A 14,642-nucleotide genomic window follows, 5' to 3' on the forward strand; every position below is an offset into this window, starting at 1 on the left:
TACCGGTTTGACGCCGGTCGGAGTTCCATGGCGCATCGTCTTGAACTGAAGGGCATTTCGAAGCGCTTTCCCGGCGTCGTCGCCAACGACGACATTTCCTTTTCCGTCGAGCCCGGCCGCATCCATGCCCTGCTCGGCGAGAACGGCGCCGGCAAGTCCACCCTCGTCAAGATCATCTACGGCGTGCAGCAGGCCGACGAGGGCGTGATGCTCTTCGACGGCCGGCCGGTGCGCGTCGGCTCGCCGCGCGAGGCGCGAGCCTTGGGCATCGGCATGGTGTTCCAGCACTTCTGCCTGTTCGAGGCGATGACGGTTCTGGAGAACGTCGCCCTCGGCATGGACGATCCGCCGCCCCGGCGCGAGCTGGAGGCGCGCGTGCGCGAGGTGATGACGGCCTACGGCCTCGGCCTCGACCCGCATCGCGAGGTGCATACGCTCTCCGTCGGCGAGCGCCAGCGCATCGAGATCGTGCGCGCGCTTCTGGGCAAGCCAAAGCTCCTGATCATGGACGAGCCGACCTCCGTCCTGACGCCGCAGGAGGTGGACGCCCTGTTCGGCGTGCTGCGCCAGCTGGCGTCCGAGGGTTGCTCGATCCTCTACATCTCGCACAAGCTCGGCGAGATCAAAGCGCTCTGCACGTCTGCCACGATCCTGCGCGGCGGCCGGGTGGTCGCCTCCTGCGACCCGCGCGAGGAGACCGCCAGATCCATGGCCGAGCTGATGATCGGCGGCTCGCTGAAAGCCTTGAAGCCGAAGGCCGAGGGTCGGCTCGCCGAGGTCCGCCTGCAGGTCGAGGCCTTGTCCGCGCCCGGCGACCCGCCCTTCGGCACCAGCCTCAAGGACGTGTCCTTTTCCGTGCGCTCCGGCGAAATCCTCGGCATCGCGGGCGTCGCGGGCAACGGACAGAACGAACTCCTGGAAGTCTTGTCCGGCGAGAAGCTCGCCGGCGTCGCCGGCTCCATCACGATCGGGGACCGGCGTGTCGAGCGCGAGGGCGTGTCCGCCCGCCGCCGCCTCGGCCTTTCCACGGTGCCGGAAGAGCGCAACGGCCACGCCGCCGTGCCCGCCCTGTCGCTGGCCGAGAACGCGATCCTCTCCGCACGCACCCGCAAGGGGCTGGCCTCGGGCGGGCTGATCCGCCTGTCGGCCGCGCGCGACTATGCCAGGGGCGTCATCTCCGCCTTCTCCGTCAAGGCGACGGGCGACGGGGCGCTCGCCGGCAGCCTGTCGGGCGGCAACTTGCAGAAGTTCATCATGGGGCGCGAGATCGGCCAGGAACCGGCAGTTCTCGTGGTCTCGCAGCCGACCTGGGGCGTCGATGCCGGCGCCGCCTCCTTCATCCGCCAGGCGATGATCGACCTCGCGGCGCGCGGTGCCGCGATCGTGGTGGTCAGCCAGGACCTCGACGAGCTGCTGGAACTGTGCGACCGGCTTGCGGTCCTCAACGAGGGGCGCCTGTCGGAATCCATGAGCGTGAAGGGCATCTCGATCGAGCGGGTCGGCCTCCTGATGGGTGGGCTGCACGGCGAGCCCCAAGCCGGTGCCGAGGCCGCCTGATGGCGCTGCGCTTCGTTCCCCGCCGCGAGCCGAGCCGTGCGATGCTCTTCGCAACGCCCGTTCTCGCCGTCGCACTGACGCTTCTCGTCGGCACGGTGGTCTTCACGCTTCTCGGCTACGACGGGCTCGGCGCCGCGCGCGAGATCTTCGTCACGCCCCTCTTCAACCCCTATCGCTGGCAGGACCTTCTGGTGAAGGCGGCGCCGCTCGCCACCATCGCGATCGGCCTGTCCGTCGGCTTCCGCGCCAATGTCTGGAATATCGGCGCCGAGGGGCAATACGTCATCGGAGGCCTCGCCGGCACCGGCGTCGCCCTCCTGACCCTGGACATGGACGGGTTCTGGATCCTGCCGGCGATGGTGGCGGCGGGCGTTCTCGGGGGCATGGCCTGGGCCGCGATCCCGGCCTTCCTGCGCAACCGGCTCGGCGTCTCGGAGATCCTGTCGTCGCTGATGCTGAACTACGTCGCGATCCAGATCCTGTATTACCTGATGCGCGGGCCCTGGAAGGACCCGATGGGCTTCAACTTCCCGCAGACGGCGATGTTCTCGTCCGCCCAGACGCTGCCCTATGCGGTGCCGGGAACGCTGATCCATATCGGCATCCCCGTCGCGCTGGCCCTCGCCCTGGCCGTCTGGTTCCTGATCGCGCGCACGGTGGCTGGCTTCCAGGTGCGCGTCGTCGGCCTCAGCCCCCAGGCGGCGCGCTACGGCGGCTTCCGGGAGGCGCGTGTCGTCTGGCTGTGCATGGCTCTGGGGGGCGCCATGGCGGGCCTCGCCGGCATCTTCGAGGCCTCCGGCCCGTTCGGCCAGATGGTCCCGAGCTTTCCCGTCGGCTACGGCTTCACCGCCATCATCGTCGCCTTTCTCGGGCGCCTCCATCCGGTTGGCATCGTGCTCGCCGCGCTGGTCCTGGCGCTCACTTATGTGGGCGGCGAGAGCGCGCAGACCACGATCGGCCTGCCGGCCGCAGCCATCGGCGTGTTCCAGGCGATGATGCTGTTCTTCCTGCTCGCGGTCGACATCCTCGTCCGCTATCGACTGACGGGCGGCGCAGGCCCGGCCGCCGCGCCGGCGCCGATCCCGCCCGCGTCGACCCCCAGCCTCGCGCCCGAACCCACGTCCGGCCGGGGAGCCGCCGCATGACCCCCGAACTCCTCGTCGCCATCATCGTCGCGGTCGTCGCCTCCGCGACGCCCATCCTGATCGCGGCGCTGGGCGAGCTCGTGGTCGAGAAGTCCGGCGTCCTCAATCTCGGCGTCGAGGGCATGATGCTGATCGGCGCGGTCACGGGCTTCGCCGTGTCCGTCACGGTCGGCTCGCCCTGGGCGGGCGCGCTCGCGGCGATCGCGACGGGCGCCGCCTCGTCGCTGATTTTCGCCTGGCTGACCCTGACGCTCACCGCCAACCAGGTGGCGACGGGCCTGGCCCTCACGATCTTCGGCACGGGCGTCTCGGCGCTGGCCGGCGCCGGCTTCGTCGGCATCACCACGCCGACCCTGGGCTCGGTCTTTCCAGCCTCGCTGTCGGGCGACCCGATCTGGCGCGTCCTATTCGGCTATTCGCCGGTCGTCTATCTCTCGCTCCTCCTCACCTTCGGCGTCTGGTGGTTCCTGAAGCATTCCAGGGCCGGGCTGATCCTGCGCGCGGTCGGCGAGAGCGACGCTTCGGCCCATTCGATCGGCTATCCCGTCCTGAAGGTGCGCTATCTCGCCGTCCTCTTCGGCGGGGCGATGGCGGGGCTCGCCGGCGCCTACTACTCGCTGGTGCTGACCCCAATGTGGGCCGAGCGGCTGACGGCGGGGCGGGGCTGGATCGCCATCGCGCTCGTCGTCTTCGCCTCCTGGCGGCCGGGGCGCCTTCTTCTCGGCGCCTATCTCTTCGGCGCCGTCATCACGCTGGAACTTCAGGCCAAGGCGGCCGGCTGGTCGCTGGTCGCGCCGGAGTTCCTGACGAGCCTTCCCTATCTCGCGACCGTACTGGTGCTGGCCCTGATCTCGGGCAGCGCGCGGACGCGGAATGCCGCGCCGGCCTGCCTCGGCAAGCCGTTCCGGGCAACCGCCTGACCACACCCATGCCCTTGCAAGGAGCCCTCATGAGCCTGTTCAACCGCCGCCAAGTCCTCCTCGGGGGTGCCGCGATCGCCGCCGTCACCGCGCTCGGTCTGCCGGCCTTCGCGCAGGTCTCCGACCGCCCGGTCAAGGCCGCCTTCGTCTATGTCGGCCCGGTCGGCGACTTCGGCTGGACCTATGCCCACGACCAGGGCCGCAAGTTCTTGGAGGAGAAGCTCGGGGACAAGGTCCAGACGAGCTATGTCGAGAACGTCGCCGAGGGGCCGGACGCCGAGCGCGTCATCCGCCAGCTCGCGCAGGACGGCAACGACATCATCTTCGCGACCTCCTTCGGCTTCATGAACCCGACGCTGAAGGTCGCCAAGCAGTTCCCGAACGTGAAGTTCGAGCACGCGACGGGCTACCAGCAGGCGCCCAACATGGCGCTCTACAACTCGCGCTTCTATCAGGGCCGCGCCGTGCTCGGCACGATCGCGGGCATGATGTCCAAGACCGGCAAGGCCGGCTACGTCGCCTCCTTCCCGATCCCGGAAGTGGTGATGGGCATCAACGCCTTCACCATCGCCGCCCGCAAGGTGAACCCGAACTTCGAGACGCAGGTCGTCTGGGTGAACTCCTGGTACGACCCGGCCAAGGAGGCGCAGGCGACCGGCGCGCTGCTCGACCAGGGCGCCGACGTCATCACCCAGCACACCGACAGCCCCGGCCCGCTTCAGGAGGCCGAGAAGCGCGGCGCCATCGCCTTCGGCCAGGCCTGGGACATGACGAGCTTCGCGCCCAACGCCCACATGACCGCCATCGTGGACCAGTGGGGTCCCTACTACGTCAACCGCATCAACGCGGTGATCGACGGCACCTGGAAGGCCGACAACGTCTGGCTCGGCATGAAGGAGGGCGAGGTCGAGATGGCCCCCTTCAACGAGAAGATGCCGGCCGACGTGAAGGCCGCCGCGCAGAAGGTCATCGACGAGACCAAGGCCGGCACCTACGAGGTCTTCACCGGCCCGATCAAGGACCAGTCGGGCGCCGAGAAGGTCGCGGCGGGTGCGGTGGTTCCGGACGCCGATCTCCTGAAGATGGACTGGTACGTCGAGGGCGTGCGCAACTAAGCGCGGCCTGTCGCGCCGCGGCCCCTTGCCCGACTGCGGTTGGGCAAGGCATTCTAGAACCCTTCGAAGGGCGCTGAGCGCCCTTCGCAACCAACGCCTGCTCCTCCCACCGTCTCCTGAACGGCGAGGGGCCGCTCAAGGCACATCGGATCAACGTTGGGAGTGTCCGCGACAAGGGGGCGGCGCTTCGGGGGCTATCCCATGTGGACCTATTTCGCCGAATGGCTGCAGTTCGGCGTGCGCTGGCTGCACGTCGTCACCGCCATAGCCTGGATCGGCTCGTCCTTCTACTTCATCGCGCTCGACCTCGGCCTGCGCAAGCCGCACGGGGCGCCCATGGTCGGCGTCGGCGGCGAGGCATGGCAGGTCCATGGCGGCGGCTTCTACCACATCCAGAAATACATGGTCGCCCCGCCGCACATGCCGGAGGACCTGACCTGGTTCAAATGGGAGAGCTACGCGACCTGGCTCTCCGGCTTCGCGCTCCTGTTCCTCGTCTACTATCTCGGGGCCGAACTCTACCTGATCGACCCGGCCAAGGCGGACCTGCCGGCCTGGGGGGCGACGCTGATCGGCCTCCTCGGGCTCGGGCTCGGCTGGGTCGTCTACGACGCGATCTGCAAGTCGCCCCTGAGGAACAACGATTCGGCGCTGCTCGGCGTTCTCTTCGTCTATGTCGTGGCGGCGAGCTTCGTCTTCAGCCAGCTCTTCTCCGGGCGCGGCGCGATGCTGCATACGGGCGCCATGATCGCCACGATCATGACCGCCAACGTCGCGATGCTGATCATCCCCAATCAGAAGATCGTGGTGGCCGATCTCAAGGCCGGTCGCACGCCCGACCCGCGCCTCGGCGCGGCGGCCAAGCAGCGCTCGCTCCACAACAACTACCTGACGCTGCCGGTCGTCTTCCTGATGCTGTCCAACCACTACCCGCTGGCCTTCGCCACGGAGTGGAACTGGGTGATCGCCGGTCTCGTGCTCTTGATCGGCGCGGTGGTGCGCCACTTCTTCAACACGATGCACAAGACGGGACAGCAGCTCTGGTGGTGCTGGGCCGTAGCCGGCATCCTGTTCGCCGCGGTGATCACGCTCTCGGGCGCACCCGGCTGGCGCGCGGCGCCCGGCTCGGAGCCGACAGCGGCCGAGACGAGCCTCGACTTCCCCGCCGACCCGCAGGTCGCGCTCGCCCGCTCCGCGCATTTCACTGAGGCCGAGAGCATCGTCCAGTCGCGCTGCTCCATGTGCCACTCCCGCGCGCCGCTCTGGCCAGGCATCAGCCACGCGCCGAAGGCGATCCTTCTCGAGACGGGTCGCGACATCGTCCTCAACGCCTCGCTGATCGACCGGCAGGCCGTGCGCAGCCATGCCATGCCGCCTGGCAACATCACCGGGCTCGAGCCGGAGGAGCGGCTGGCGCTGGCGCGCTGGATCCGGTCCGGCGACGGCGTCTGGCGCCCATAAGAGATCGAAGACATGACCGACATCCATCCGGCCGGCGGCACGCTGGCGATCCGTGCGCGCGTCCTCACCTATCACGCGCATCCGCTCCTTGCCGGCGTCGACGTCTCGCATCGCTACATCGCCGACGGGCTCGTCGTGGTGCGCGACGGGGTGGTGGAGGCGGTCGGCGAGGCGGGGGAGCTTCTGCCCCGCCTCGACCCTTCGATGCCCGTCGCGGACCACCGCCCGCATCTCCTGATGCCGGGCTTCATCGACCCGCATCTCCACATGCCGCAGACCCAGGTGATCGGCTCCTACGGGACCGAGCTGATGGAGTGGCTGTCGAAATACACCTTCCCCGAGGAGTCCCGCTACGGCGACCCGGCCGTGTCGGACGCCGCCGCGCGCTTCCTGATGGCCGAGCTTCTGCGCAACGGGACGACCACGGCGGTCGCCTTCTGCACCTCGCATCCGCAGTCGGCCGAGAGCTTCTTCACGGAAAGCCAGCGCCTGGGCCTGCGCATGGTTGGCGGCAAGGTGATGATGGACCGCAACGCGCCGCCGGCGCTCCTCGACACGCCGCAGCGCGGCTATGACGAGTCGAAGGATCTCATCCGCCGCTGGCACGGCAACGGCCGCCTGTCCTACGCCATCTCGCCTCGCTTCGCGCCGACCTCGACGGAGGCGCAGCTGGAGGCGACGCAGGCGCTCGCCGCCGAGCATCCCGGCCTCCACATCCAGACGCACCTCTCCGAGAACCACGGTGAGATCGCCTTCGTCGCCGAGCTATTCCCGTGGGCCAAGGACTATACGGCCGTCTACGAGCGCTACGGCCTCGTTCGGCCCAAGGCGCTCTTCGGCCACTGCATCCACCTGTCGGAGCGCGAGCGCACGGCGCTGGCGGAGGCGGGGGCGACGGCGGTCTTCTGCCCGACCTCCAACCTTTTTCTGGGCTCCGGCCTCTTCGACCGCGACGCGGCGCTTCAAAGCGGTTTGAGGACCGGCATCGCCACCGACATCGGCGGCGGCACGTCCTATTCCATGCTGACGACGGCCGCCGAGGGCTACAAGGTCCTGGCTCTGCGCGGCCAGAAGCTGCGCGGCCACGCCGCCTTCTACATGCTCGCCGCCGGAAACGCCGACGCGATCGGAATGGGCGACCGGATCGGGCAGGTGGCGCCGGGCTTCGAGGCCGACTTCGTCCTTCTCGACACGGCGGCTACCCCGGCGCAGCGCCGACGCGCCGAGCGTGTCGAGACGCTGGAGGAGGAGCTTTTCGTTCTGATGACCATGGGCGATGAGCGCAACGTGGCGGCGACCTACGCCAACGGGCGCAAGGTCCACGCGCGTGGGATGTACGGCGAACCGCCGGAACGGCTCGACCAGCCAGCTGCTTCCCGGAGCGCTCCGGTCTGCCAGGGCGGCGAGGTGCAGGCGCGCTGACGTCCACGTCCGAACAGTGTTCAAAGCCATGAAGCGCGGGCGTGATGACGCCTGCCGAAGGCCTGACCTGCTTGGCCCTGTCGGCTCTTTCGAAAAGGTCGAACGATCAACGTATCGCCCGAACGCCAGGAAGCATCCCCAGACCGTGAGGTCTGGGGATGCTTCCTGCGTCTATGCTCGATGCCTCAGTCGTCTTCGACGAAGACTTCCTTCCGCTTGTTTCGGATGGAGGGGAGGAGCGCGAAGACCACGCAGGCAAGGCCAAGTGCCAGGAGCGAGGCCGAGATAGGCCGCTCCAGGAAGACCATGGCGTTACCGCGCGAGATGATCATGGCGCGGCGCAGGTGCTCCTCGAGCAGGGGACCCAGCACGAAGCCGAGCAGCAGCGGGGCGGGCTCGCAGCCGAGGCGGATCAGGACGTAGCCTATGACGCCGAAGACGCCGATGGCATAGACGTCGAACGGGTTGTTGTTGATCGAGTAGCAGCCGATGGCGGCGAACAGCACGATGGCGGGGAAGAGGATGCGGTAGGGGATGGTCAGCATCTTCACCCAGAGCCCGATCAGCGGCAGGTTCAGGATGACGAGCAGCACGTTGCCGATCCACATGGAGGCGATGATGCCCCAGAACAGGGCCGGCTGCGTGTTGATGACGTTGGGTCCGGGCGTGATGCCCTGGAGGATGAAGGCACCCACGATCAGCGCCATGACGGGGTGGGCGGGGATGCCGAGCGTGAGCAGCGGAATGAAGGAGGTCTGCGCGGCCGCGTTGTTGGCGCTTTCCGGCCCGGCGACGCCCTGGATGGCGCCTTGCCCGAACTCCGACTTGTTGGAGGCGAGGTTCTTCTCCATCGAGTAGGAGGCGAAGGAGGATAGGACGTGGCCGCCGCCCGGCAGGACGCCGAGGATGGAGCCGAGCGCGGTGCCGCGCACGACGGGGCCGGCGATGCGCTTGAAGTCGTCCTTCGTCAACCAGAGACCGGAGACCTTCTTGACCCCGATCTCGCGTGTCGTCTCGTTCTCGAGGTTGCGGAAGATCTCGGCGACGCCGAAGACGCCGACCGCGATGGAGACGAAGTTGATGCCCTGGTAGAGCTCGAGCTGGCCGAAGGTGAAGCGGGGCGTCCCGGTATAGATGTCCTGGCCGACGGTGCCCAGCAGCAGGCCGAGGCAGATCATGGCGAGCGCCTTGACGATCGAGCCGTGGGCGAGCGAGATCGAGACGAGAAGGCCGAGCACGATCAGCGCGAAGTATTCGGGCGCGCCGAACTGAAGGGCGACCCGTGCGAGCGGCGGGGCGGCAATGGCCAGAAGCAACGTTGCGACCGAGCCGGCGAAGAAGGAGCCGAGCGCGGCGGTGGCGAGCGCGGTGCCCGCCCGGCCTTTCCTGGCCATCTGGTAGCCGTCGATGGCAGTGACCGCCGAGGAGCTTTCGCCCGGCAGGTTGATCAGGATGGCGGTGGTGGAGCCGCCGTACTGGGCGCCGTAGTAGATGCCCGACAGCATGATGAGCGCGGTGACGGGCGAAAAGGAGAAGGTGATCGGCAGGAGCATGGCGATGGTCGCCGTCGGTCCGATGCCGGGCAGGACGCCGACCAGCGTGCCGAGCAGCACGCCGATGAAGCACCAGAAGACGTTGACGGGGGTGAGCGCCGTCTCGAAGCCGAGGGCGAGATGGGACAGGAGTTCCATGGATCGGCGCGCCTCAGGAGAAGGTGAGAAGGGGGCCGAAGGTCGGCAGGGTGATGCCCAGGCCCACCTTGAAGACCAGCCAGCACAGGGCCGACATGCAGGCGGCGATGACGAGCGCCGAGCCGACCGGGTTCTTTGCCGAGGCGAGCGCCACGACGGCGGTGCCGATGAAGACCACCGGCACGAGGCCCAGAAGGGTGCCGAACTCGCCGAAGATGACGAGTGCGGCCAGGATCAGGAGTATGCCCTTCCAGGGGATCGGCGTCTTCTCGACCCGCTCGTCCTTCTTCAGGCCGGCGACGATGATCATCACCCCGAACAGGGCGAGCAAGATGGCCAGCGTCATCGGGATGAAGCCCGGTCCCATGCGGATCGCCCGGCCCATCTCGTAGTTCGACGCCTCGAAAGCGAAGCCGGCGGCGATCGCGATGAAGATCAGGCCGGCCAGAAGGTCGCGGCGCGACTTGGCGCCCTCGGATGCATGCATGTGGTTTGCCCCCCAGGCCATCGTTCTTGCGCGGGCCGACCGGAAGCAAGGCGCCCCGGCCGGCCGACGTCATGCGGATCGTCGTGCCGGGATCAGTCGGCGTAGGTGCCGGCGGCCTGGATGATCGGGCGCCACAGCTCGATCTGCGTGGAGAGCTGGTTCTTCAGGGACTCCGGCGTCGCCTCCTCGGCCGAGACCGGCGCAGTGCCGAGTTCGGCGAAGCGGGACTTCACCGTCTCGTCGGCCAGCGCCTTCTGCAGGGCGCCTTCCAGCTTGGCGATGATCGCCGGGTCGGTGCCGGCGGGCGCATAGAGGCCATGCCAGACGCCGATCTGCAGCTTGTCGAGGCCGACCTCCTGGGTGGTCGGCAGGTCGGGCAGGGAGGCGACGCGCTCAGGCGTCGTCACCGCATAGGCCTTCACCTCGCCAGCCTTGATCTGGTTGGTGGTGTTGGTGGTCTGGTCGCACAGGACGTCGACCTGGCCGCCGACGATGTCCGTCATGGCGGGCGCCGCGCCCTGATAGGGCACGGTGATCATCTGGACGCCGAGAGCCTCCTGCAGGAGCATGCCGCACAGATGCGAGGCCGAGCCGATGCCGGCATGGGCGTAGGTCGTGTCGGCGCCGTTCTCCTTCAGGTAGGCGACGAGGCCGGCCGCGTCGGCGGGCTCGAGGTCCTTGCGCGAGACGATCGTCATCGGCACGGAGGTCACCTGACCGATCGGCGCGAAGGCCGTGAGCGGGTCGAAGGCGAGCTGGCGGTAGAGCGTCGGGGCCGTCGACATGCCGATGTGGTGCAGAAGCAGCGTGTAGCCGTCGGGTTTGGCCTGCGCCACCTGGCCCGCGCCCAGCGTGCCGCCAGCACCGCCCACGTTCTGAACCAGAACCTGCTGGCCGAGCTCGCTCGTCATCGTCTGTGCGATCAGACGCGTCACCGTGTCCGTGGGCCCACCCGCCGAGAAGGGGACTACAATCGTGATCGGCTGCGTCGGGTAATCAGATTGCGCGAACGCCGACGTGGCGGACAGGACCGCGCCGATGGACAGAACGGCGAGATGTTTCAAGAGCATGAGGGTTCCTCCCAGACTAAAGGTGAGCGGCGTCGGCAACCCTTCCCAGAAGGGTGGCTCGGTATGGTGGCGGATGATCGGCCAGCAGCGGACGGACCCATCGACGGGCAGCGGACGGCGCCCGGTCGGTCGGTGCTGGAAACTGGAAGCTTAGAGAAGCTGAAGCGTCATGCGTGTCCTCCCAGACAGCTTGTCGGACCGCCTTCTGTCTCCCAACACGATGCGGCTCGGCAAAAAGAGCGCAGGCCCATGGGGCGACGCAACGGCAAACACCGGCACTCGGCCAAGAGATTTCGACGAGCGCCCCGCCGATGGGTGGAATATGACCCATCTGCGCGTTCGCGATGGGTGGATATCGACCCATTGGGAGCCAAAGGCGGGCCGCCGCCGTTGCGAGACCCGTTATGTCGTCTCGTCCCCGCCATCGTCATCGCCGAACCCGCGCTTGTCGAGACCGAACTTCTGCATCTTCTCGTAGAGCGTCTTGCGCGAAACGCCGAGGCTTTCATAGACCGCCTTCAGGCTGCCGCCTGACGTTGCAAGTGCCCCGGCGATCAACGATCGCTCGTATTCGGCCACCCTGTCCGCCAGACGCCGGGTAGCGGGCTGGTCGCGCGCGTCCTCGGCCGCTGAAACGCCGAGGCCGAGCACGTAGCGCTCCGCCGCGTTGCGCACCTCGCGCACATTGCCGGGCCAGGCGCGGCGCGCGATGTCGTCGAGCACCGCCGGGGGCACGCTTGCATCGTCGCGTCCGAGGCGAACGGCCGCCTCGGACACGAACTTCAGGAACAGGAGGGCGACGTCCTCCCGTCGCTCGTCCAGCGAGGGCAGGCGCAAGGTCACGACGTTCAGGCGGTAGAGAAGGTCGGGCCGCAGCCGACCCGCGGCGACTTCCTCTTGCGGGTCGCTCTTCATGGTGGCGACGATCCGCAAGTCTACCGAGACAGGCACATGGGAGCCGATCCGCGTCACCGTCCGGTCCTGGATCACGCGCAGGAGCTTGGCTTGGAGGTCGAGGGGGAGGGAGGCGATCTCGTCGAGCAGCAGCGTGCCGCCATGGGCCTGCTCGAACTTTCCAAAACGCGCCCGCACGGCACCGGGAAAGGCGCCCGCTTCGTGGCCGAAGAGTTCGTCCTCGGCCAGGTTCGACGGCAAGGCCGCGCAATCCACCACCACGAAGGACCGGGCCTTGCGGGCGCTGATGTCGTGGAGCGCGCGCGATACGACCTCCTTGCCCGTCCCCGTGGCCCCGGTGACAAGCACGTCGGCATCGGCGGCGGCCAGCGCACGAATACGATAGCGCAGGTCGACCATCGCTGTGGTGCGCCCGATCAGGCGCAGTTCGAGATCGTCGCGACGGCTGTCGGCCAGCGTTCGCAGGCGACGGTTTTCCAGCACCAGCCGGCGACGGTCGAGAGCGCGCGACACGACATCCACCAGCTGGCGCGGCGGGCAGGGCTTCTCGATGAAGTCGTAGGCGCCCTCGCGCATGGCCGAAACGGCAAGCGCGGTGTCGGCATGGCCGGTGACGAGCACGACGGGAATATCGGGATCGATCGCCTTGATGCGGCCGAGCAGGGTCATCCCGTCCATGCCGGAGGCGAGGCGGATATCGGTGACGACGATGCCGGACAGCCCGTGTCCGACTTGTTCGAGCGCGCCGTCGGCGCTGGCGAAGGCGCGAACATGGAAGCCCGCGAGATCCAGCGCCTGCGTGTAGGACAGGCGAACTTCCTTTTCGTCCTCGACGAGGAGGACCGTCGCATCCTTCACAGGGCAGCCTCGGAGTTGGCCATGGAGGGGGTTCGAAGGGTCAGGGAGAAGGCCGCGCCGCCACCGGCCCGCTTCTCGCACGACAGGCTCCCGCCGAAGTCGCGCACGATGTTGTAGGAGATGGACAAGCCGAGACCAAGTCCCTTGCCGACGCCCTTCGTGGTGAAGAAGGGATCGAAGATGCGCGGCAGGATGGCGTCGGGAACGCCCGGTCCCCGATCGGCCACGGCGATGCGCACCTGACCGTCGGGTTCGGGAGTCGCCGAGACGACCACCGTTCGGCACTCGCCGCCCTCCACCGCGTCGGCAGCGTTGGAGATGAGGTTCACCAGCACCTGCTGCAGACGGACCGGCACGGCCGAAACATGCGTGATCCGTGGGTCGAGCTGGGTTTCTACCTCCGCATCGGCGGCCTTCAGGCGCCATTCCGCGATGGCCAGCGCGTCGGCGACGACCGCATGAACATCGACGGCCTCCAGTTGTTCCTCCGGTCGCCGGGCGAAATTGCGCAGATGTCGGGAAATCTTCGTCAGGCGGTCGACGAGGCTGGCGATCCGTTCGACATTCTCTTTCGCCTCCTCGATGCGGCCGCGCTGAAGGAGCACGGTCGTGCTGTCGGCGTAGGCGCTGGCGGCCGCGAGAGGTTGGTTGAACTCGTGGCTGAGCGCTGCCGACATTTGTCCGAGCGCCGCGAGCTTGCCCGCTTCCACGAGATCGGACTGCGTCCGGCGCAGGAGATCTTCGGCGGCCCGTCGATCGGCCACTTCTTTCTTCAGACGCATATTGACGCTGGCGAGCTTGGCGGTCCGCTCGCTGACCCGCTGTTCCAGTTCCACATGCGCCTCGGCACGTGCCCTCTCGCGCTCGGCCAGCCGGTGCCGGCGCTGCTGGAGAGCCGCGAAGGCAAAGCCCCCGATGCCCAGCAGGAACAGCACCGCAAAGCCCACGACCACGCCCAAAAGTCGCGCCGGCGCTCGATCCACCAGCACCCGCACGGTCCAGCCGGCCTCGGGCATCGGCTCCGAGAGGGTGACGAAGCTGCGCAGGACATCCTTCTCCGGAATTTCCACGATGGTCCGATTGCCGGCTTTGAAGCGGGTTGCCCCGAGATCAGGCAATGGCTCGTTTGCGTATCGTCGACTTTCCTCGGTCCGCGACAGGGCATCCGGCGGCCCGCGCTCGAAGATGCGGAAGCGCCAGTCCGGCCGACCGGCCATGAAGATGATGCCCTCGGGGTCGGTCACGATGATTTCGAACTCGCCGCTTGCCCAGGCGGCCTCGAGGGAATCGAGATCCACCTTGATGACGACGATGCCGGCGACCACGCCGTTCGCGCGGACCGGCGCGGAGAAGTAGTAGCCGCGTTTGCCCGACGTCGTGCCCAGGCCGTAGAAGCGTCCCTGCCGTCCTTCGGCCGCGTCCTGGAAATAGGGCCGGTAGCGGAAGTTCTCGCCGACGAAGCTGCCGGGGCCGTTGAAGTTGCTGGCAGCGATCGTTTCGCCGTCGGTCAGCATGAGATAGACGTCCGAGGACGACAGAAGCGAATTGACCGACTTCAGGTAGAGGTTGGCTTCACGGCGGGCCGCCTCGTCGCGGGGCCGTGCCAGAAGAGCGAGCACCTCCGGCCGTTCCGCAACCAGCACGGGCAGAGCCTCGTAGCGCGCGAGGTGTCCCGACAAGGCCGCGGAGGCGAGCCTCAGCGTTCCCGACCCGACGGCCACCGACTGGTCCAGCGCCCGCGCATACGAGTAGACGCCGACGGCCGACGACAACCCGAGGGCGACCAGAAACAAGCCGAACGGTAGCGGCAGATTCGAGAAACGCTTGGATCGGCGCATGGCTTTGCTGTTGCTTCCGAGCGAACTCGGTCGGGCCGGCGCGCAACTCGTCGCCTGCCTCGACCTGGCCGACGAAGCGTCATGCTTCGCCAAATGCTTTGGGAGCGTAGAGTGGCTTGTTCGGTCGCTTCAAGTCTCCTTTTCTGCGAGCTGCCGTGCGACG

The 14,642-nt window shown here is 67.9% G+C and carries 11 protein-coding genes; 6 read left to right on the forward strand and 5 right to left on the reverse strand.

Features of this window, described 5'->3' with window-relative positions; translation table 11 throughout:
• Positions 1-27: 27 nt before the first annotated feature.
• From O5O54_RS12145 to guaD, 6 genes are all read left to right on the forward strand, one after another.
• The gene (locus O5O54_RS12145) at positions 28-1,557 is read left to right on the forward strand and encodes an ABC transporter ATP-binding protein (protein WP_279482042.1); all 1,530 of its coding nucleotides are present in this window, start codon (positions 28-30) and stop codon (positions 1,555-1,557) included.
• Positions 1,557-2,702 carry an ABC transporter permease gene (locus O5O54_RS12150; protein WP_279482043.1) on the forward strand — a complete coding sequence of 382 codons (1,146 nt, stop codon included), beginning with the start codon at positions 1,557-1,559 and terminating at the stop codon, positions 2,700-2,702. The genes O5O54_RS12145 and O5O54_RS12150 overlap by 1 nt, the downstream gene beginning before the upstream one ends.
• Positions 2,699-3,622, forward strand: a complete 924-nt coding sequence (locus O5O54_RS12155) for an ABC transporter permease (protein ID WP_279482044.1) — start codon at positions 2,699-2,701, stop codon at positions 3,620-3,622. Before O5O54_RS12150 ends, O5O54_RS12155 begins: the two co-directional genes overlap by 4 nt.
• 29 nt (positions 3,623-3,651) lie before the next feature.
• The gene (locus tag O5O54_RS12160) at positions 3,652-4,737 is read left to right on the forward strand and encodes a BMP family ABC transporter substrate-binding protein (RefSeq protein WP_279482045.1); all 1,086 of its coding nucleotides are present in this window, start codon (positions 3,652-3,654) and stop codon (positions 4,735-4,737) included.
• A 201-nt stretch (positions 4,738-4,938) separates the two neighbouring features.
• Positions 4,939-6,198: a urate hydroxylase PuuD gene (locus tag O5O54_RS12165; protein WP_279482098.1), complete on the forward strand. Its 1,260-nt coding sequence runs from the start codon at positions 4,939-4,941 to the stop codon at positions 6,196-6,198.
• Between the two features lie 12 nt (positions 6,199-6,210).
• Positions 6,211-7,620: a guanine deaminase gene (gene guaD / locus O5O54_RS12170; RefSeq protein ID WP_279482046.1), complete on the forward strand. Its 1,410-nt coding sequence runs from the start codon at positions 6,211-6,213 to the stop codon at positions 7,618-7,620.
• 185 nt (positions 7,621-7,805) lie between these two features.
• Here the strand turns inward: guaD and O5O54_RS12175 are convergent, their stop codons facing one another.
• From O5O54_RS12175 to O5O54_RS12195, 5 genes are all read right to left on the reverse strand, one after another.
• Positions 7,806-9,311: a tripartite tricarboxylate transporter permease gene (locus O5O54_RS12175; RefSeq protein ID WP_279482047.1), complete on the reverse strand. Its 1,506-nt coding sequence runs from the start codon at positions 9,309-9,311 to the stop codon at positions 7,806-7,808.
• 13 nt (positions 9,312-9,324) lie between these two features.
• Positions 9,325-9,798 carry a tripartite tricarboxylate transporter TctB family protein gene (locus tag O5O54_RS12180; RefSeq protein ID WP_279482048.1) on the reverse strand — a complete coding sequence of 158 codons (474 nt, stop codon included), beginning with the start codon at positions 9,796-9,798 and terminating at the stop codon, positions 9,325-9,327.
• Positions 9,799-9,890: 92 nt separating this feature from the next.
• Positions 9,891-10,868 (reverse strand): tripartite tricarboxylate transporter substrate-binding protein, encoded by a 978-nt coding sequence (locus O5O54_RS12185; RefSeq protein ID WP_279482049.1) that lies wholly within the window; start codon positions 10,866-10,868, stop codon positions 9,891-9,893.
• 402 nt (positions 10,869-11,270) lie between these two features.
• Complete coding sequence (locus tag O5O54_RS12190; RefSeq protein ID WP_279482050.1) at positions 11,271-12,641, reverse strand: sigma-54 dependent transcriptional regulator; 1,371 nt, start codon at positions 12,639-12,641, stop codon at positions 11,271-11,273.
• Positions 12,638-14,479, reverse strand: a complete 1,842-nt coding sequence (locus O5O54_RS12195; RefSeq protein ID WP_279482051.1) for an ATP-binding protein — start codon at positions 14,477-14,479, stop codon at positions 12,638-12,640. Before O5O54_RS12195 ends, O5O54_RS12190 begins: the two co-directional genes overlap by 4 nt.
• Positions 14,480-14,642: the final 163 nt, after the last annotated feature.

Origin of the sequence: Aureimonas sp. SK2 (assembly GCF_029813115.1) — a bacterium.
Lineage (GTDB): Bacteria > Pseudomonadota > Alphaproteobacteria > Rhizobiales > Rhizobiaceae > Aureimonas.